An 18731-nucleotide genomic window follows, 5' to 3' on the forward strand; every position below is an offset into this window, starting at 1 on the left:
CGGCAATGCGCTCGATGCGGAAGCCGAGTTCGGCCAGGGCGGCCGAGCCGGCGGTGGTGGTGGTCAGGCCCTCGGCCTGCAGGCCCACGCCCGTGGGCACGCTGACCGAGACGATGGGGGTACCGCTGGGCGAGGTGACCAGGGGGATGTCGGCCAGCGGGGTGCTGGTGCCGGGGGTGTCGGGGCGGGTGGGGGTGACCACCGGGATGGTGACGACGGTGGAGCCGCCGGGGCCGGGCTCGGTGGTCACGGGCACGCCGTCGATGGGGGTGCCCGGTGGGGTGGGCGGCGTGCCGGGATCGGGCGCCGGGGTGTTGTTGGTGACCGCCGTGGCAGCCAGGCTGGCGGCATCGTTGCCGGCCGCGTCCTGGATGGCATTGGCATCGTTGGCACCGCTGGGGTCGTTGTAGGCCACGGTCACCGCATCGCCATGGGCCACTGCGGTGGTCAGGGTCAGGGTGACGGTCTTGGCGGTGGGGTTGACCGCCACGGCCGTGACCACGTTGGCCACGGCCCCCACCATCACGGCAAAGCCCCCCGGCGCCGCGGTGTTGACGGCATCGAGCGTGCCCGCATCGGTGTAGGTGAGCACCAGCGCACTGCCGTTGACGCTGGCCGAAGCGAAGGCCGGTGCATTCGGATCGATGGTCACGGCAAGGCCCAGCGATGCGGTGCTGAAGTTGCCCGCCGCGTCCGAGGATTTGGTGGTCAGCGTATGGGCGCCGGCGGCCAGGGCGATGCTGGTGATGGTCCAGTTGCCTGCGCCATCGGCGGTGGTGCTGCCCAGTACGGTGGTGCCATCGGTGTCGTACAGGGTGACGTTGGCGTTCAGGCCGGCCGTGCCCGAGAAGGCAGGGGTGGTTGCTGCAGTGATGTTGTCGGTGCTGGAGGCGCCGGTATCGCTGCCTGCATCCAGGTTCGGCGGGGAAGAAGCCGCGGGCGCGGTGGTGTCGATGGTGACGGCCAGGCTGCTGGAAGCCACGCTGGTATTGCCCGCCAGGTCCGTGGCCTTGGTGGTCAGGGTGTGCGCGCCGGCCGCCAGGGTGGTGCTGGTGATGGACCAGTTGCCGCCGGTGGCCGTGGCCGTGCCCAGCACGGTGGTGCCATCGGTGTCGTACAGGGTGACGGTGCTGCCGGCCTCGGCCGTGCCGGTGATCACCGGCGTGGCGACGTTGGTGATGTTGTCCGTCGAAGACGTGCCCGAGTCGCTGGCCGGTGCCAGATCCGGGGCGGAGGGCTGGGCAATGCTGGTGTCGATGGTGACCACCAGCCCCGTGGAGGCAGAGCTCACGTTGCCTGCCGCATCCCTGGCCTTGGTGGTCAGGGTGTGCGCGCCGGGCGCCAGGGTGTTGCTGGTGATGGACCAGTTGCCGCCGGTGGCCGTGGCCGTGCCCAGCACGGTGGTGCCGTCGGTGTCGTACAGGGTGACGGTGGCGCCGGCTTCGGCGGTGCCGGTGAGCACCGGTGTGGTGACGCTGGTGATGTTGTCGGTGGCGGAGGCGCCTGAATCGCTGCCAGCCGCCAGGACGGCGACCGAGGGAGCGGGAGGGGCTGCCGTGTCGATGGTGACGGTCAGCGGGCTGGAGGCCGGGCCGGTGTTGCCGGCGGCATCGGTGGCCTTGGCGGTCAGGGTGTGCGCGCCGGGCGCCAGGGTGTTGCTGGTGATGGACCAGTTGCCGCCGGTGGCTGTGGCCGTGCCCAGCACGGTGGTGCCGTCGGTGTCGTACAGGGTGACGGTGGCGCCTGCCTCGGCCGTGCCGGTGATGACGGGGGTGGTGTTGGCGGTGAGGTTGTCGGTGCTGGAGCTGCCGGTGTCGCTGGCGGTCGCCAGGTCGGGGGTGCTGGGGGCGACGGGGGCGACGGTGTCGATCACAATACCCTTGTTGGCGCCCAGCGAATTGGCCGCACCAGGCGCCGCCAGCGTGAGGATGGCATCCTGGCCTGTGGCCACGCTCTTGATGGTGCCGCCATTGAAAGCGAGGGCTGCCGTGGACAGGTAGTCCAGATCGGGGCTGGCATCGCCGGCCTGCACGGTATAGACAAAGGTCAGGGTGGCGGTGCCGCCGCCAGAGACGTAGTTGACGATCTGGTCGGTCGTACCGGTTTCCAGCGTCAGCTGCGGCGTGCCCGTCACGTTGACGGCTTCGTTGAACGTCACCTGCACGGAGACGGTGCCCGCGGCCTTGTAGGCGCCATCGGGGGTGATGGAGGTGACGCCCGTGACGGTCGGCGGCGGAACCACTGCCGAGGTGAAGGTCCAGGCGCTGGTGCTGGAAATGCCGTTGAAGGCGTTGCCCGAGCCATCCTGGAAGGCACCGCTGTCGACCAGCACGTAGTAGGCTGTCAGACCGTCGAGGTTGGCCGTGGGATTGATGGTGACCTTGCTGTTGGCCCCGCCGGTTCCGCTGCTGAACGTGACCTTGGTGCTGTCATTGGCTGCAATGGTTTCCAGCACCGCGTTGTCCGACTGCCGGTAGATCGTGATGTTCTTCGCCGCGACGGCTGAAACGCCATGGCCGAACTCGATGAACAGGTCATAGCCCACGGGCACATCGACGACGCCGTTGGCGGGAGAGGTGACGCCGGTGAAGTGAAAGGTGTCGTTCTCGCTGAACTCGAAGGCGCCGATGTCGGTGGTGCCCCCGCGGCCGAAGCCGCGCGCATCCAGCGTCGGCACGCCCGTGGTGATGCCGGCCGATATGGCGTTGCTGCCCGCCGTGAGGGCGATGGTCTGGACCGCCCCGGCGTTGTGCGACAGCGTGCCCAGCGCACTGCCCAGCGTGGTGATGGTGCCGGTGAGGGAGTTGGTGGCCGTGCTGTAGGCCCCCGTGCTCAGCAGCAGGTTGTTGCTGCCCGTGCCCGTGGTGTTCTGGCCCAGCACCAGGTTCTGGTGGGCGGCCACGTTCGTGGCACTGGTGTTGTTGGCCACCAGGGTGTTCTTGAACGCGATGTTGGCGTTGTTGGTCGCGATGCCGCCCCCGTCGAACGCCGCAGCGAGCGTCGAGGCATTGACGTGGTTTCCGACAACGGTCGAATTGGTGATGGAACCGCTTCCGCCGCCCGCCATGATCAACAGGCCGCCACCCCCCAGCGTGTTGCTGCCCGTCGAATTGCTGGTGTTGTTGGCCACCGTGGTGTTGACGATGCTGAACGTGCCGCCATTGGTCGAGATGTGGCCGCCCCCGCCCCCGCGGTAGCTGGTGTTGCCCGACAGGGTGCTGCTGTCGATGGCAATGTTGCCGGAGCCCGTGAATGCGGACAGACCGCCACCGTAGGCATTGGTCCCCGTCGCCGTGTTGCCGGACATGGTGGAGTTGGTGATGGAGAGGTTGGCACTGGAGTCCGAGAACGTGACACCGCCGCCGTTGCCCACCGAGGTACTGCCGGTGATGCGCACGTGGTCCAGCGTCAATGCGCCGGAATAGTAGGACAGGATGGCGCCGCCACCGAAGTCCTGCCGGGCACTGCCGGCGTTGTTGGCATTGGTCAGCGTCATGCCTGATATCGAGAGGCTCGACGTGTTCGGAGTGTAGGCGCCGCCACCAACCGCGCTATCGGCCACGAAGATCCGCGAACTGTTGTTGCCGCTGATGGTCAGCAGGCCCTCGCCCGGGCCCACAATGTTGAAGGCATCGAGGTCCGAGGTGCCGTGCACATCCAGCGCGCCCGAAGTCAGCGTGATGGTGGCCATGCCGCTGGCGAACAGGGCAGGGTCGAAGACGATGGTGTCGACCGCACCATTGCCGGTGGCAGACGCCACGGCGGCCCGCAGGGAACCGGCGCCACTGTCATTGAGATTGGTCACCTTGATGGTGGCCAGGTCGAACTGGTAGCTGTCGGCCGACAGGGATGGCTCTTCGACCTCGCCACTCTGGTACTCGAGCACCCAGTCCCCGCCTGCGCCGGTGCCGTTGGTAGACGCCGCCACATCGGCCCCTGTGAGCTGGGACAGCTGGTTGACGAAGTCCACGCCGACCTGGCTCTGGGCGACATCGCAGCCGTACAGAAAGATGTCGCCGCCTGGAGCCAGGGCATGGCTGATGGTGGCCAGCTTTCCCTGGTAGTCGTCGATGTTGTGCGACGACAGCATGGTGTTGCCCAGCAGCAGGTAGCCATCGCCCCCGTGGGACAGGATGTGGACCGAACCGACGTTGGCCTTGTCCTTGAGGTAGTCGGCCATCTGGCCCACGCCGTTCTTCGCCGCATCCAGCACCACGACCTCGGCCCCGGCGGGCACATCCTTGAGCAGGTCGCGCCATTGCGGCAGGGTCGAATCCACGAACACCACCTGCAGGGGTGCCAGGGTGGGGTCGGCCACGGGAGAGCTCAGGGTGTCGGGGATCATGCTTGGGCTCCAGCGGCCTCGGGGGCCAGTTTGGCAGTGATGACGTTGGCACGGCTGCCCGCAGAATCGATCCAGAAGGACAGCTTGGCGTACTGCTGGAACAGGTCGGGCGGCAAGATGGTCTTGCGGGACTGGAAGCCCACCACCTGGCGCACCTTGTGCAGCCCGCGCATGCCCAGGGGCACGTCGAAATCGGGCGCGTCATAGCGCACATTCTGAAAATCGTGCTCGAACGGCTCGGCGCCGATGAACTGGTAGATCAGCGGGATGACCTTCTGCGGGGCCTGGGCCAGCAGGTCGTAGTCCACCAGCAGCAGCGAGGCGCCATGCTCCCCATAGAAGGCCTCCTTGAGCGCGGTCCACGGATAGCCCACCATGCGGTTGCGCTGGGCCAGGGTGTCGACGCGGCTGTAGATGGTGGCGCGCTCGTTGTCGTCGTTGAACAGGCGGGTGATCTCGTAGGGGTCGGCCGCATACTGGCGCTCGATGCTGTCCATGACCCAGGCCACATTGCGCACGCAGGCGATGAGCTTGGACCCCGGGAACTGGTCCATCAGCATGGGCATGTGCGCCGACCACATGCGGTTGGTGTCGAATACCACCGCCTTGTCGGCATGCACCGCGTAGTAGGAATCGAACAGCCCACGCACCAGGCGCCGACGTTCCTCCTTGGTGATGATGGGCCCGAACTCGGTGCCCGCGCCGAACTGGTGCAGCATGCCCGAGTACAGCGCCCCCACGGGGCTGGTCATGCCCGCATGGAAGCGGGGGTTTTGCAGCAGCAGTGCCGACAGCAGTGTGGAGCCAGCCCGTGGCAGGCCCGTGATGAAGTGGTATTGGGGGGCACTGCTGGCAGAGGTGGGCATGTAGGGTTCGGTCATGAAAAGGCGGGACCAAGGCAAATGACCCGCATGGCACCGGCCCAGGCCCGGCCAGCGTACATGCGGCCCAACGACCAGGGACTTCCAGAAAGAAACAGCGCGCGACAATGTCGCCCGAAGGTCAAGCAGACCTCCAGGCCATTGGCTGAAAATAGGGGAAATTGCGCTGCCGGTCAATCTTTAGATGACCACGATGCACCAGGAAAGCCGTTACGCAGGGCTGGCATGGCAGCCCTGCCCCAGTGGGCGGGCGGGAAGAGCACCTGCACACGCGCGGCAGCGCACACCGCCCGCCCCTTCCTCTTCAGGGCGGCAGTGCGCGCAGCCGGCGGATGCCGCCGGTATCAGGCGACCTTCAACGCCACCTGGCGGTCGCGCTCGGCCACCCTGGCGCGCACCAGGGGCAGCAGCTCGCGGCCATAGTCGATCGCGTCCACCAGCGGGTCGAAGCCGCGGATCAGGAAAGTGGTGATGCCCAGGTCGTAGTACTTGAGCAAGGCATCGGCCACCTGTTCGGGCGTGCCCACGAGCGAAGTGGAATTGGAGCGCCCGCCGATCTCGCGCGCAATGGCCGTCCACAGGCGCTCGTCCACGCGGTCGCCCTTGGCGGCGTCGGCCAGCAGGCGCTGGGCGCCCTCGCTCTGCTGCGGGCCTGTGCCGCGCGAGTAGCCCTGCTGCACACGCAGGCGGCGCGTGTCCTCGAGGATCTGGTCGGCGCGCGCCCACGCCTCTTCCTCGGTCTTGCCCAGGATGGGGCGGAACGAGATGCTGAACTGCACTTCGCGGCCGTGCAGCGTGGCCTCGGCGCGCACGCGGCGCACCAGGTCGCCGGCCTGGGCCAGCGACTCGCCCCACAGGGCATACACGTCGGCATGCTTGCCGGCCACCTGCAGCGCGGGCGCCGAGGCGCCGCCGAAGTAGATGGGCACATAGGGCTGCTGCAGCGGCTTGACCTCGGACCACACGCCCTTGGCGCGGTAGTGGGCACCCTCGTGGTCGAAGGGCTTGTCGGCCGTCCACACGCGGCGCAGCAGATCCAGGTACTCATCGGTACGGGCGTAGCGCTGGTCATGGTCCAGGAAGTCGCCGTCGCGCTGCTGGTCCTCGTCGGAGCCGCCGCTGATGTAGTGCACGGCCAGTCGGCCACCGGTGTAGTGGTCCAGCGTGGCCAACTGGCGCGCGGCCAGCGTGGGCGCGACAAAGCCCGGGCGGTGCGCCAGCAGGAAGCCGATCGTCTCGGTGACCGAGGCCGCGTAGGCCACCGTGAGCAGCGTGTCAGGGCTCGACGAGCTGGCCGGCACCAGGATGCGGTCGAAGCCCGCATGCTCATGCGCCTGGGCGAACACGCGCACATAGGCGGAGTCCACGGCGGGGCCTTTGCGGGCAATGGTTTCAGAGACTTCGTGCGGCTGGATCATGCCGATGAACTGGACGGGCATAGCGGGCTCCTGGATGAGGGAATGGGGACTTCGGCCATCATCAGGAGACTGCCCCGCCCTGCCAACGAAGAAAACCGCGTTTGCAAACTCGGTGGACGCATACATGGCCTGCGCCGCCTGCCACCGAGGTAGAGTCATGCCATGGATCTGCGCACCCTCCGCTACTTCATCACCGTGCTCGAAGCGGGCAGCCTGTCGCGCGCAGCCGGTTCGCTCTATGTGGCCCAGCCGGCGCTCACCGCGCAGATCAAGAAGCTCGAGGCCGAGCTGGGCACGCAGCTGTTCGACCGCTCGCATGCCGGGGTGACGCCCACGCCCGCCGGCATGCAGCTGTACGAGGACGCACGGCGTCTGCTCTCGGACGCCGAGGCCGTGCGCGAGCGCATCCAGCGCCTGCCGCAGGGGCCCGAGGGCTCGGTGACGGTGGCGGCGCCCTTTCTACTGGCCTCGCTGTTGCTCGGGCCGGTGCTCGCGGCGCTCAAGCGCAGCCACCCGCGCATCCGCGTGTTCGTGCTGGACGATTTGAGCCTGGTGGTGCGCAAGGCCATGCTGGACCGTCGCGCCGACGTGGGCATCCTGGTGGACACGCCCCAGGTCGACGGGCTGCGCTGCGCTCCGCTGGTGCGCGAATCGATCTACATCTGCGGCCAGGACACCGATGGCATGGTGGCACCGCTGCTGCGCCGCCCCGCACGCCGGCGCGGCGCGGGGGCAGAGCATCCAGAAATCGACTTCGCCCAGGCGGCGCAATTGCCGCTGGTGCTGCAGTCCCGGCGCTTTTCGATCCGCCAGAACGTGGAGGAAGCTGCCGCCAGCCTGGGCGTGGCCCTGAACGTGGTGCACGAACACGACTCGGCCCGGGTCATCCGCTCGCTCTACCAGTGCGGTGCCGGCTTCACCTTCACGCCCGCCTGTTCCCTCGCCGACAGCCCGCACCCGAACCGCGAGGGCTGGGTGGTGGCACGCGTAGTGCGCCCCCAGCTGCAGCGCAGCTACCACCTGGCCACCGCGGCCGACCGGCCGGTGGATGCGGTGACGCAGGTGGTCATCGATGCGCTCAGGCAGGAAACCACACGCATGGTGCGCGAAGGCATCTGGCGGGCCGAGCTGCAGGCCTGACAGGCGCTACCCGCGGGCCAGGCCATCAATCTTTTTGATGGGCTGGCATCAACAAACGGTATTTCCCGCAAGGCCCCGACTTCTGGAACAGTGGCTCCACGCCATGCCGCCACGGACATGGCGAGCCCAGGAGACACATGCCACAGCCTGCACCCCACCCCGCCTTCATCGCCAACGTCGGCGAACTCGTCTCGCGCAGCACGCGGGCCTTTGCCCGGCAACTCGCCGTCACCAGCGCCACGCGCAGCCTCACCTATGCCGAGCTGGAGCAACGCTCCAACCGCCTGGCCAACGCCCTGCGCGGCATGGGGCTGGCGCGCGGCGACCGTGTGGGCATCTACCTGCCCAACTGCACCGAGATCGTCGAGATCGAGCTGGCCTGCTACAAGGGCGCCTTCATCAAGGCCCCCTTCAACGCCCGCCTGTCGCCTGCCGAAGTGGGTGCGATCACGGCCAACAGCGATGCCGCAGTGATCGTGACCACGGCGGAGCGCGCCGAGTCCTTCCGCTCTCACATCGCAGGCCCCATGCCGCGCCTGCTGCTGCTCGACGGGCCGGCCGGCACATCCTACGAAGCCGCACTGGCCGCCGCCAGCGACATCTTCACGGCCGAGCGCGTCACGGCCGACGAGGTGGCAGTGCTGCACTACACCTCGGGCTCCTCCGGCGTGCTCAAGGCGGCCATGCAGACCTTCGGCAACCGCCTGGCGCAGCTGCGCAAGTTCCTCATGCGCTCGGACGGCATGCGCGCAGGCCACCTGCTCGGCCTGGTGGGGCCGGTCACCCATGCCTCGGGCATGCAGTTGGTGCCGGCGCTGTGCAGCGGCACCACCATCCGCCTGTTCTCGGGCTTCGAGCCCGGCCGCTTCATCGCCGAGATGCGTGCCGAGCGCGTGACCCATACCTTCATGGTGCCCACCATGATCAACATGCTGCTGGCCGAGCTGGAGGGCCAGTACCGTCCCCTGCCCGACCTGCTGCGCCTGGGTTACGGGGCAGCGCCCATGGCGCCCGCGCGCATCCTGCGCGCCATGGACGTGTTCGGCCCCGTGCTGTCGCAGGGCTACGGGGCCGGTGAGACGACCTCGGGCGTGTGCGGCCTGTCGGTGGAAGACCACCTGTTCGCCCGCGCCGCCCTGCCCGAGCGCCTGGCCTCGTGCGGCCGGCCCTTCCTCGAATCGCTGGTGGAGATCGTGGACGACGAGGGCCAGCCCGTGGCCCAGGGCGAGATCGGCGAGATCGTGGTCAGCGGGCCCGATGTCTTCGCCGGCTACTGGCGCGCGCCCGAGCTCACGGCCGAGGTGCTCAAGGACGGCCGCTACCACACGGGCGACCTGGCACGGGCCGACGACGAGGGCTATGTCTACATCGTGGACCGCAAGAAGGACATGGTGATCAGCGGCGGCTTCAACGTCTACCCCTCGGAAGTGGAGGCCGTGCTCTACCAGCACGAAGCCGTGGCCGATGCCTGCGTGTTCGCCATCCCTGACGACAAATGGGGCGAGGCAGTGGCCGCGCACGTGGTGCTCAAGCCCGGCCGCCATGCGGACGCCGAGGCCATCGCCCGCTTCTGCGCACCGCTGCTGGGTGGCTTCAAGCGGCCCCGGCACATCGAGTTCGTGCCCTCGCTGCCCAAGAACCCCAATGGCAAGGTGATGCGCAAGGCGATCCAGGCCAACTACTGGACCGGCCACACCCGCATGGTGAACTGAATACGAGGACGACAGGCATGAAAACCGATTCCATCAACCCCATTCCCGCCCCGCTGTTCAACGTGCCCTTCGAAGGCTCGGAGCGCGCAGCCGAGCTCATCGGCCGCATCAACGAGTTCCTGTACGGCGAACTGACCGCACTGGCGCGCGAGCATGGCATCGACCATGAGCAGGGCGCCGACCGCGCCCTGCTGCAGCAGGTGTGGAAGCGCTCGCACGAACTGGGTTTCTATGGCATGACCCTACCCACGGCCATGGGCGGCCTGGGCCTTTCGGTGCTGGACCATGTGCTCATCAAGGAGGCCATCTACGCCAGCGGCTCGCCCTTTGCGCCCCATGTGTTCGGCGAACTGAGCGGCCCGCCCCGCGTGGGGGCATTGGCGCGCCAGGCCACCCGTTACCAGCTGCAGCAGTTCATCGTGCCGGTGGCCCGGGCCGACAAGGCCATCTGTTTTGCACTGACCGAGGCCGAGGCCGGATCGGACGCGGGCGCGGTGCAGACGCGCGCGGTGCGCGATGGCGACAGCTTCGTGATCGATGGGCGCAAGCGCTTCATCTCGGGCTCGCCGTTCGCCGACTATGCGGTGCTGATGGCTTCCACGGCCAGCGCCCCGGCCGAGCGCGAGGTCACCGCCTTCTTCGTGGATCTCCACGCCCCGGGCGTGCGCGTGGAGACCGGCTACAAGACCATGGCCGGCCAATCGTCCACCGGCGATATCGTGCTCGAAGGCTGCCGCGTACCGGCCGCCAACCAGATCGGCGAGCCCGGCCGGGGCCTGGCGCTGGCGCTGGGGCGCATCACCGTGAACCGGCTGCTGCACTGCCCGGCCATGCTGGGCCTGGCCCAGGTGGCCTTGCGCGATGCACGTGACTACGCGCTGCAGCGCCGTCAGTTCGGCCGCGCCATCGGCGACTTCCAGGCCATCCAGCATCTGCTGGCCGACATGGCGACCGAGCTGTGCGCGGCCCGCGCGCTGATGCTGGGCACGGCACGCCAGATCGACGCGGGCAGCCAGGCGCGGGCCGAGGCCTCGATGGCCAAGCTGTTCTGCTCCGAGACCGCATTTCGTGTGGCCGACCGGGCCGTGCAGATCCACGGCGGCGAGGGCATCGTGCAGGGGCGGCGTGTGGAGTTTCTGTTCCGCATGCTGCGCATGTACCGCGTGCTCACAGGCACCAGCGAGATCCAGCGCAACACCATTGCCAAGGAACTGCTGGCACCCCAGGCCTGAGCTTGCGAGCGCCCGGATTCGATTCCACTATAAAGAAGGAGACAAAGACCATGACAGCAAACACACTGCAGCGCCGGCAGTTCCTCGGCCAGAGCCTGGCCGCAGCCCTCGTTCCTGCACCCGCCCTGCTCTGCCTGGGCAACGCAGGGGCCGCGGAGCCTTGGCCTGCACGCCCCATCAAGTGGGTCGTGCCCTTCCTCGCGGGCACGGCGCCCGACACCACGGCGCGCATCGTCCACGAGGCCGTGGGCCGCGAGCTGGGCCAGCCCGTGGTGATCGAGAACCGGGGTGGCGTGGGCGGCAACCTGGGCGCGCGCCAGGTGGCCAAGGCCGCGCCCGACGGCTACACCTGGATCTACTCCAGCGCCCCCATGGCCGCCAGCATGCACATGTACAAGGCGCCGGGCTACGACGCGCTCAAGGACTTCCAGCACGTGATGGGCCTGACCAGCGCGGACATCGTGCTCATCGTCAACGCGGCGTCGGACATCCGCTCGCTGGACGACCTGCTGGCCAAGGCACGCTCGGCACCGGGCAAGCTCGACTACGCCTCGGGCGGCGTGGGCACGCCCTCGCACCTGGGGGTGGAGCTGCTGCTCAGCACCGTGGACGTGCAGGTCACGCATGTGCCCTACAAGGGCGCGTCAGAGATTGTCAATGCCGTGATGGGCCGGCAGGTCACCTTTGGCGCGCCCATCTTCTCGGTGGCGTACTCCAACATCCAGGCCGGCAAGCTGCGCGCCCTGGCGATTGCCGGCACGCGCCGCAACCCCAAGCTGCCCCAGGTGCCCACGCTGACCGAACTGGGCGTGCGCGGGGTGGAACTCACCTCATGGGGCGGCGTGTCGGTGCCTGCCGGCACGCCCGAGCCCATCGTGGCGCGCATGCGCGCCGCCTTCGAGAAGGCGCTGCGCCAGCCGGCCGTCATTGCCGCACTGGAGGAGCAAGGCGGCATGGTCACCCCCATGGACGCCGAAGCCTACAGGCGCAACTTCACCAAGGAGATGCTGCTGACCGAGGCGATGATGAAGAAGGCGCAGATCGAGCCCATGTAGGCAGATTACCCAGGCCGGTCGCCGCCGGCAGCGCGCAGCCGCTGGCGCAGGGCTGCCAGGGCTGGGCCATCTGCCAAGCCGGTGGTCAACAGGCCCAGCCCTTGCAGCGAGGACTCCAGCGCCTCCGGCAGCCTGACGTTCAGGGCCACGGCCACGCCCGTGTCCACCAGCGTCTGGGCAATGCTCTGCGGCATCAGGCTGACCGCGTCCGTGCTGCGCAGGGCCTCCAGCACCACCGGCAGTGCCGTGGTGGCCAGGGGGTACAGCGCAGGCTGCTGCGCATGGCCGGCCCACAGCCGGTCGTAATAGTCGCGCACGCCCATGCCCTGCGGCGGCAGCACCCAGGGCAGCCCCACCAGCCGGCCCAGCGCCACGCTGCGCAGGCGCGCCAGCGGATGCCCGGGTGCGGCGACCACCGCGGGTGCATCAGCCTGCAGCAGCTCGAACTGCCAGGGGGCGGGCACGTCCTGCGGGCGGCGGCAGACCACGGCATCGAGCCGGCCCGCGGCCAGCTCGGGCAGCAGGTGCACCATGTTCTCCTCGATCAGCTCCACCTGCAGCCCCGGCTGCGCCTGCAGCAGTGCCGGCAGCGCGCGGGCCAGCAGGCCCGAGGCCGCCGCCGGGATGCAGCCCAGGCGCAGAAAGGCCTGGGCGCCCGCCTGCAGGGCCGACAGGGTTTCGGTGGTGGCGCGCAAGGCCTGCAGCACATTGCGCGCCACGGGCACCACCGCCTCGCCGAACCGTGTGGGCCGCACACCGCGGTTGTGGCGCTCGAACAAGGGGGCCTGCAGCAGGTCTTCCAAATCTGCCAAGGCCTGGGTGGCGGCCGGCTGGCTCATGCCCACAGCCAAGGCCGCGCGCTGCACGCTGCCGGCGTCCGCCAGGGCGGCGAGCAGCTGCAGGTGCCGCAGGCGGCCGCGGGCGAGCAGGCGGTTGAACAATACGCCGGGGCCGGTTGCAGGCTGTTTCGTGTTTTCCATAAGCAATTCCAATAGATAACCGCTAAATTCTATTGGCCATGCCAATATCCAGCCAGCACAATCGGCCCATCATTCCTGGCAAGCCTTTGTGACCATGACCCACCTGATCTCCACCCGCCGCGCCGTGCTGCTGGCCAGCCTTTGCGCCACCGCCCTGCCGCTTTCCGCCGGGGCTCAGGCCTACCCCGACAAGCCCGTGAAGCTGATCGTGCCCTTCGCCCCCGGCGGCTCCACCGACATCGTGGCGCGCCTGGTGGCCGACCGCATGCAGAAGTCGCTGGGCCAGTCGGTGGTGGTGGACAACCGCGCCGGCGCGGGCGGTGCCATCGGCGCCGAGGCAGTGGCGCGCTCGGCCCCCGACGGTTACACCATCGGCGTGGGCACGGTGAGCACGCTGGCCGTGAACCCTGTGCTGCTCAAGGCCTCACGCACCGATCCGCTCAAGGATTTCGCGCCGATCACCGCGCTGGCCTCCATCCCCTCGGTGTTCTCGGTGCACCCCAGCCTCAAGGTGGATACGCTGCCCGCCGTGGTGGCCCTGGCGCGCAGCAAGCCCGACCAGCTCAACGCGGGCTCGCCCGGCACGGGCTCCATCGGCCACCTGATCATCGAGGCCATGAACGATGAGCTCAAGATCCAGGTGCGCCATGTGCCCTACAAGGGCATGGGCCCGGTGATCACGGGCGCATTGGGCGGTGAAACCCAGTTGCTGAGCGACCAGTACCCCTCGTCCGCCCCCTACATCAAGGCCGGCAAGCTGGTGCCTTTCGTCGTCGCGGCCGACAAGCGTCTGGCCGCCCTGCCCCACGTGCCCACCTTCAAGGAGCTGGGCCATGCCGACCTCAACGAGATCGCCATCACCTGGTTCGGCCTGGTGGCGCCGGCCAAGACGCCCCCGGCCATTGTGGCCAGGCTCAACGCCGCCGCGGCCGAAGCGCTGAAGGACCCGGCCCTGCAGGCACGCCTGAAAGAACTGGGCGCCGAGTCCATCGCCGGCACGCCAGAGCAGTTCGGCGCCCTGATCGGCAGCAGCCTCACGCGCGTGCGCAAGGTGGTGCAGGCCCGCAAGATCGAGATGGAGTGAGCCGCGCCATGTCCACCCAACAACTGATAGCCACCATCACCGAACAGGCGCGCGCCCAGCATCCCCAGGTCGTGGCCTGGCGCCGCCACATGCACCGCCATGCCGAGCTGTCGTTCCAGGAGCTCGACACGGCCGACTTCCTGGAGCGCGAGCTGCGCCAGATCGACGGCCTGGCCATCCACCGCCCTACCCCCACCAGCCTGGTCGCAGCACTGCGCGGAGCCCTGCCCGGCAAGGTGCTGGCCATCCGCGCCGACATCGACGCCCTGCCCATCCACGACCAGAAGACCTGCGACTACGCCTCGGCCCGGCCCGGCGCCATGCATGCCTGCGGGCACGACGGCCATGCCTCCATGCTGCTGGGCGCGGCGCGCCTGCTGGCCGGGCTGCGCCAGCAGCTGCCGGGCGAGGTGCGCTTCTTCTTTCAGCACGCAGAGGAACAACACCCCGGTGGCGCCCAGCAGATGGTGGATGCCGGCGTGATGCAGGGCGTGGACCGCATCGTCTCGGCCCATGTGATGTCCACCGTGGACACGGGCCGCATCGTGGTGCTCGACGGGCCCACGCTGGCCAGTTCCGACCGCTTCATCCTGCGCGTGCAGGGCAAGGGCGGCCATGCGGCCAACCCCGACAAGTGCATCGACCCGATCTGGATCGGCGCGCAGATCGTGGCCAACCTGCAGGCCGTGGTGGCGCGCAACACCGATGCGCACGAGGCGCTGATCCTCTCGGTCACCAGGTTCCAGGCCGGCTCGGCCTTCAACGTGATCCCGGACAGCGCGGAGCTGTCGGGCTCGGTGCGCTGCTACTCGCCCGAGGTGCGCGCGCGGGTTCCACAGGCCATCGAACGCATCGCACGCGGCGTGGCCCAGGCCCATGGCGCCACGGTGGAGCTGGACTACGTGCATGGCTACCGCCCGGTGGTCAACGACCCGGCCACCGCCGCCGCCCTGCGCGCCGCCGTGCGCGAGGCCCTGCCCGACGTGCCCCTGCACACCATGAACCCGCTGCCCAACAGCGAGGATTTCAGTGCCTTCACCGAGCACGCCCCCGGCGCCTACGCACTGATCGGTGCGCGCAGCGCGGCCAAGCACATCTGCCACCCACACCACCACCCCCTGTTCGATTTCGACGAGGATGCGCTGGAGCATGGCGTGCGCATGTTCACGGCGGCGCCGTTCACGCTGAACGCACTGGAGTCTTGAGCACGGCCCCGGCACAATGCATGGACAAGCCACCAAGAGAGGGGAATTCCATGCACTGCAATACAGGGGAAGCTGCCGGTCGCCTGCCCGGCCCAAGGAGCGTGCCATGAACCGCAAGACGCAGGCCGGAATCGCCGGCATGGCTGTCGGCGGGCTCTGGCTGCTGGCCAACCTGCGCCATGTCCAGGCACAGGGCTTCGTGGCCATCGGCATGCCACTCATCATCCTGGTGCTGGGCGGCATCTACTTCGCGCTGGGACGCAAGGAGTAAGCAGACATGCACATTCGACGCACCTTGGCGGGCATCGCCCTGCTGTCACTTGCCGGCAGCGCCCTGGCGCAGGAGGGAACCGGCTGGCTGGCCGGCACCTGGCAACTCGCGGAAGACCGCAAGAAGCCCGGCTTCACCGATGACTTCATGGACTTCGACGCGCAGGGCACGGTGGTGCTGCGCGACGGCCAGAAGGCCTATGCCAACTGCCGCTACCAACCCGGTGCCGGCGTACTGCTGCTGACCTGCATCGCGGGCGGCAAGGAACGGCCCATGACCATGCGCGTGGCGCCCGACAAGGCATCGCTGACCAACTCCGTGGGCGACGTGTACCGCAAGAGCCGCAGGTAGGGGTGGCGACACGCCTCAATGCGGGAATCCGCCGCGCGTGAGCCGCACCGGTTCGGCGTCCATGCGGCGGATCAGGGCCTCCAGCCCATCCCCTGGACCCACCCCGGCGGCCACCGGCCCGTCGGCAGGCGCCCGGGGTACCGTGGTGGAGCGGCAGACCAGGTCCTCCTCGGACCAGGCCGCCTTGCCCGGCTGGCCGCGGGCGCGCAGCCAGCCCGCGCGGTCCACGATCAGTTGGTAGCCCGGCAGCTCGGCGGCCGGGATGCCGAGGACCAGCGCCAGGGCCTGCTCCACGGCCTTCGCGTCGCCCTGCGGTGAGCATTCAGGATCAGCCCCTTGTGGCAACGTGCCGGCTACAAGGCTGACCAGTCGCGGGTCATCCGCCACCGACGCCACGCCGGGCCCTGCCACGGCCACGCGCACGCGCTGCCCCACCAGGTCGCTGGACTGCCGCGAGCGCCCCAGGCGGCAGTCCAGCGCCATGCCGGGCAGGCGCACGGGGCGGTCCCAGGTGCCCGATTCGCGCAGCATCTGCCCGGCCGCATGGGCCTGCAGATAATCCAGCACTTCCCAGATCTCCACCTCACTCAGCGCAGCGCCCGTGCCGGGCATGGTTCGCGCACCCGCGCGGTTGTGCATGCCTTCGCGCACGCGCCAGAACAGCTCGCCGTCGAGTCGCTTCCACAGCAGCGCGCCGTTCAGGTTGGGCGGCCACTGCACCAATTGCGGCGCGTCGGGGCCCTCACCCCGGCCGTCGGTGCCATGGCAGCGCAGGCAGTGCTGCTGGTAGGTGGCCTGGCCACGCACGATGCCTGCGGCACTGAAGCCGGTGGGCGACTGGTGCAGGCTGGTGGGCACTGCCGGGGCCAGCAGCAGATGGGCCTGCGGCCACGGGGCCAGCACCAGCACGGTGATGGCCAGGGCCGCCAACGGCCAGCGGGCACGGCGCCAGGACAACGCCACGGCCAGCAACACCAGCGCAGTGCCCGTGCAGGCCAGCGACCACAGCACCCTCCGCGCGTGGCCCGCGTCCACCAGCAGCATCTCGGCGGCAATGCGGTGGTCCAATGGCCAGCCGGGCTGGCCATGGATCTCGGGCGCCCAGCCCAGGGCGTGCAGCAGAGCGCGCAGGCCCTGCTGCGCGGCATGCAGGCCTTCGAGCAGGCCGTTCAACAGGTCCGGGGACAAGGCGCGCGGACTACCAGCTGGCGTCCAGCCCCAGCAGCGCCAGGGCCTCGCGGCGCAGTTCCGCCAGGCGCGGGTCGCCGCGGTGGCGCGGGTAGGGCAAATCGTTCACCAGCACCTGCCGGATGCGCGCCGGCCGGTCTGAGAACACCGCCACGCGCTGCGCCATGAACAGCGCCTCCTCCACGTCGTGCGTGACGAGCAGGGCCGAGAAGCCCGTGCGCTGCCACAGGTCCACCAGTTCGGTCTGCATGGACAGGCGCGTGAGCGAATCGAGCTTGCCCAGCGGTTCGTCGAGCACCAGGAGGCTCGGGTCATTGACCAGGGCCCGCGCCAGCGCCACGCGCTGGGCCATGCCGCCCGAGAGCTGGTGCGGGAAAGCCCGGGCGAAGTCCTGCAGGCCGACCAGGCGCAGGGCTTCGTCCACCCGGTGGCGCTGCTGGCGCAGAATGCCGCGTGCCTGCAGGCCCAGGGCGACGTTGTCCCACACGGTGCGCCAGGGGAACAGCGTCGGGTCCTGGAAGACCACGATGCGCGAGGGATCGGGGTCGGTGATGGGGCTGCCATCCTGCAACAGCTCACCCGTGGTCGCGGGCTCCAGCCCCACCACCAGGCGCAGCAGGGTGCTCTTGCCGCAGCCGCTGGGGCCCAGCAGGGCCACGAATTCACCAGGAACGATCGACAGGTCCAGCTCGTCGATGACGTGCAGCGGGCCGGCGGGCAGGTCGAACCAGTGGCTGACATTGCGCACGTCGATGCGTGCGCCGATGACCTTGTTGGAAGCGGTCGACTCCGCAGCGACAGTGCTCACCATTTCACCACCCCCTTCTGCCAGGACAGCACCCGGTCGCGCAGCACGAACAGCAAGGTGATCACGCCCGAGAACAGCAACGCCATCACGATCAGCGCCGCATACATGTTCGGATAGGCGGCCCAGCCCTGGGCCCAGGTCAGGTACCAGCCCAGGCCCGCCTTCACGCCCAGCATTTCGGCCACGACCAGGGTGGAAAACGCGGCTCCGAGGCCCATGAACAGGCCCACGAAGACCTGGGGCAGAGCTGCCGGTATGGCCACGCGCAGCACCAGGAACCAGGGCGATGCGCCCATGGTGCGCGCCACGTCGTAATAATTCTTGTGCACACCCGCCACGCCCGACCAGGTGAGGATGGCCACCGGGAAGGCCGTTCCCAATGCGATCAAAAAGATCGCCGTGGACCAGCTCGACGGAAAGAAATAGAAGCTCACCGGCAGCAGCGCCGTGGTGGGCACGGGCCCCAGGATGCGCAGCACCGGGTGGATCCAGTAGCTGGCCTGGCGCGACCAGCCGATCAGCACGCCGGTGACAAAGCCCGCCGCGGCGCCAATGGCAATGCCCAGGGCCAGCAGGCGCAGCGATGCGCCCGCGCTCTCCAGCAGGCGCGCCCAATCGGTGGCATAGACCTCCACCAGGCTTTGCGGCGGCGCGAAGAAAGGCGGCGGCAAGGTGCCCAGCTTGGCCGTGAAGACCTCCCAGACCGCAAAGCCCAGCGCCAGGGCCACGAGCCAGGGGCCCGCCTTGCGCACACGGAGCCCGGCCCGGCCCAGCGCGCCCGGCACGAAGGCCAGCACCGCCAGGACCAGCGCCACGGCGCCTGCACCGATGGCGAACTCCTCGGTGAAGGCCCAGTCGCTGAAGCCGACCGGCTTGTTGGGCCACAGGTAGGTGATGAGGCCCAGTGCGGCCCAGGCGACGGCGGCGGCCAGGCCGGTCCACCAGAACGCGGGGGCAGAGGCAGTGCGCAGCGGCGCAGCCACCGCCGCAGCCCGGGGCGCCGGTGCGGCCGACACGGCGGCCGGCGCGGGAAGGATGTGATCGGCAACGGTGCTCATGGC

General features: G+C 69.1%; 15 protein-coding genes. 8 read left to right on the forward strand and 7 right to left on the reverse strand.

The window, feature by feature from the left end:
- The 3 genes from AC07X5_RS27380 to AC07X5_RS27390 form a co-directional block, all read right to left on the reverse strand.
- A partial coding sequence (locus AC07X5_RS27380) for an Ig-like domain-containing protein (protein WP_494772703.1) occupies positions 1–4345 on the reverse strand: 4345 nt, incomplete at its 3' end.
- Positions 4342–5226, reverse strand: a complete 885-nt coding sequence (locus AC07X5_RS27385; RefSeq protein WP_494772704.1) for a sulfotransferase — start codon at positions 5224–5226, stop codon at positions 4342–4344. The genes AC07X5_RS27380 and AC07X5_RS27385, both read right to left, overlap by 4 nt.
- A 344-nt stretch (positions 5227–5570) precedes the next feature.
- Entirely contained in the window at positions 5571–6665 is a 1095-nt protein-coding gene (locus tag AC07X5_RS27390; protein ID WP_494772705.1) for an LLM class flavin-dependent oxidoreductase, read from the reverse strand.
- A 141-nt stretch (positions 6666–6806) separates the two neighbouring features.
- Here AC07X5_RS27390 and AC07X5_RS27395 point away from each other — a divergent pair, with 141 nt between their 5' ends.
- The 4 genes from AC07X5_RS27395 to AC07X5_RS27410 all read left to right on the forward strand — a co-directional run bounded on the left by AC07X5_RS27395 (position 6807) and on the right by AC07X5_RS27410 (position 11783).
- Positions 6807–7784: a LysR family transcriptional regulator gene (locus AC07X5_RS27395; RefSeq protein ID WP_494772706.1), complete on the forward strand. Its 978-nt coding sequence runs from the start codon at positions 6807–6809 to the stop codon at positions 7782–7784.
- A 137-nt stretch (positions 7785–7921) separates the two neighbouring features.
- Positions 7922–9496 carry an AMP-binding protein gene (locus tag AC07X5_RS27400; RefSeq protein WP_494772707.1) on the forward strand — a complete coding sequence of 525 codons (1575 nt, stop codon included), beginning with the start codon at positions 7922–7924 and terminating at the stop codon, positions 9494–9496.
- A gap of 17 nt (positions 9497–9513) precedes the next feature.
- Entirely contained in the window at positions 9514–10728 is a 1215-nt protein-coding gene (locus AC07X5_RS27405) for an acyl-CoA dehydrogenase family protein (RefSeq protein WP_494772708.1), read from the forward strand.
- A 50-nt stretch (positions 10729–10778) separates the two neighbouring features.
- Positions 10779–11783: a tripartite tricarboxylate transporter substrate binding protein gene (locus AC07X5_RS27410; RefSeq protein ID WP_494772709.1), complete on the forward strand. Its 1005-nt coding sequence runs from the start codon at positions 10779–10781 to the stop codon at positions 11781–11783.
- A gap of 5 nt (positions 11784–11788) precedes the next feature.
- Here the strand turns inward: AC07X5_RS27410 and AC07X5_RS27415 are convergent, their stop codons facing one another.
- Complete coding sequence (locus AC07X5_RS27415) at positions 11789–12763, reverse strand: LysR substrate-binding domain-containing protein (protein WP_494772710.1); 975 nt, start codon at positions 12761–12763, stop codon at positions 11789–11791.
- Positions 12764–12857: 94 nt separating this feature from the next.
- On the opposite strand from AC07X5_RS27415, the gene AC07X5_RS27420 reads away from it, so the two are divergent.
- The 4 genes from AC07X5_RS27420 to AC07X5_RS27435 all read left to right on the forward strand — a co-directional run bounded on the left by AC07X5_RS27420 (position 12858) and on the right by AC07X5_RS27435 (position 15674).
- Positions 12858–13847 (forward strand): Bug family tripartite tricarboxylate transporter substrate binding protein, encoded by a 990-nt coding sequence (locus tag AC07X5_RS27420; protein WP_494772711.1) that lies wholly within the window; start codon positions 12858–12860, stop codon positions 13845–13847.
- Positions 13848–13855: 8 nt separating this feature from the next.
- Positions 13856–15052, forward strand: a complete 1197-nt coding sequence (locus AC07X5_RS27425; RefSeq protein WP_494772712.1) for an amidohydrolase — start codon at positions 13856–13858, stop codon at positions 15050–15052.
- Between the two features lie 106 nt (positions 15053–15158).
- Positions 15159–15323 (forward strand): hypothetical protein, encoded by a 165-nt coding sequence (locus tag AC07X5_RS27430; protein ID WP_007857987.1) that lies wholly within the window; start codon positions 15159–15161, stop codon positions 15321–15323.
- 6 nt (positions 15324–15329) lie between these two features.
- A complete protein-coding gene (locus AC07X5_RS27435; protein WP_409957137.1) occupies positions 15330–15674 on the forward strand; it encodes a hypothetical protein in 345 nt (114 codons plus the stop codon).
- A 15-nt stretch (positions 15675–15689) separates the two neighbouring features.
- Here the strand turns inward: AC07X5_RS27435 and AC07X5_RS27440 are convergent, their stop codons facing one another.
- Genes AC07X5_RS27440 through AC07X5_RS27450 form a run of 3 tightly spaced genes read right to left on the reverse strand, consistent with a single transcriptional unit; the run spans position 15690 to position 18728 of the window.
- Positions 15690–16862, reverse strand: coding sequence for a c-type cytochrome (locus AC07X5_RS27440; RefSeq protein ID WP_494772713.1), 1173 nt, complete (start codon positions 16860–16862; stop codon positions 15690–15692).
- Between the two features lie 10 nt (positions 16863–16872).
- Entirely contained in the window at positions 16873–17673 is an 801-nt protein-coding gene (locus AC07X5_RS27445; protein WP_494772714.1) for an ABC transporter ATP-binding protein, read from the reverse strand.
- The gene (locus tag AC07X5_RS27450; RefSeq protein ID WP_494772715.1) at positions 17667–18728 is read right to left on the reverse strand and encodes an ABC transporter permease; all 1062 of its coding nucleotides are present in this window, start codon (positions 18726–18728) and stop codon (positions 17667–17669) included. The genes AC07X5_RS27445 and AC07X5_RS27450 overlap by 7 nt, the downstream gene beginning before the upstream one ends.
- Between the last annotated feature and the right edge of the window lie 3 nt (positions 18729–18731).

The organism is Acidovorax sp. GW458-11-26-14-TSB4, assembly GCF_059423865.1.

Bases quoted from the DNA above. Each gene is read 5' to 3' on its own strand.
- AC07X5_RS27385 (WP_494772704.1), bottom strand. From the start codon at position 5,226: ATGACCGAACCCTACATGCCCACCTCTGCCAGCAGTGCCCCCCAATAC.
- AC07X5_RS27390 (WP_494772705.1), bottom strand. From the start codon at position 6,665: ATGCCCGTCCAGTTCATCGGCATGATCCAGCCGCACGAAGTCTCTGAA.
- AC07X5_RS27395 (WP_494772706.1), top strand. From the start codon at position 6,807: ATGGATCTGCGCACCCTCCGCTACTTCATCACCGTGCTCGAAGCGGGC.
- AC07X5_RS27400 (WP_494772707.1), top strand. From the start codon at position 7,922: ATGCCACAGCCTGCACCCCACCCCGCCTTCATCGCCAACGTCGGCGAA.
- AC07X5_RS27405 (WP_494772708.1), top strand. From the start codon at position 9,514: ATGAAAACCGATTCCATCAACCCCATTCCCGCCCCGCTGTTCAACGTG.
- AC07X5_RS27410 (WP_494772709.1), top strand. From the start codon at position 10,779: ATGACAGCAAACACACTGCAGCGCCGGCAGTTCCTCGGCCAGAGCCTG.
- AC07X5_RS27415 (WP_494772710.1), bottom strand. From the start codon at position 12,763: ATGGAAAACACGAAACAGCCTGCAACCGGCCCCGGCGTATTGTTCAAC.
- AC07X5_RS27420 (WP_494772711.1), top strand. From the start codon at position 12,858: ATGACCCACCTGATCTCCACCCGCCGCGCCGTGCTGCTGGCCAGCCTT.
- AC07X5_RS27425 (WP_494772712.1), top strand. From the start codon at position 13,856: ATGTCCACCCAACAACTGATAGCCACCATCACCGAACAGGCGCGCGCC.
- AC07X5_RS27430 (WP_007857987.1), top strand. From the start codon at position 15,159: ATGAACCGCAAGACGCAGGCCGGAATCGCCGGCATGGCTGTCGGCGGG.
- AC07X5_RS27435 (WP_409957137.1), top strand. From the start codon at position 15,330: ATGCACATTCGACGCACCTTGGCGGGCATCGCCCTGCTGTCACTTGCC.
- AC07X5_RS27445 (WP_494772714.1), bottom strand. From the start codon at position 17,673: ATGGTGAGCACTGTCGCTGCGGAGTCGACCGCTTCCAACAAGGTCATC.
- AC07X5_RS27450 (WP_494772715.1), bottom strand. From the start codon at position 18,728: ATGAGCACCGTTGCCGATCACATCCTTCCCGCGCCGGCCGCCGTGTCG.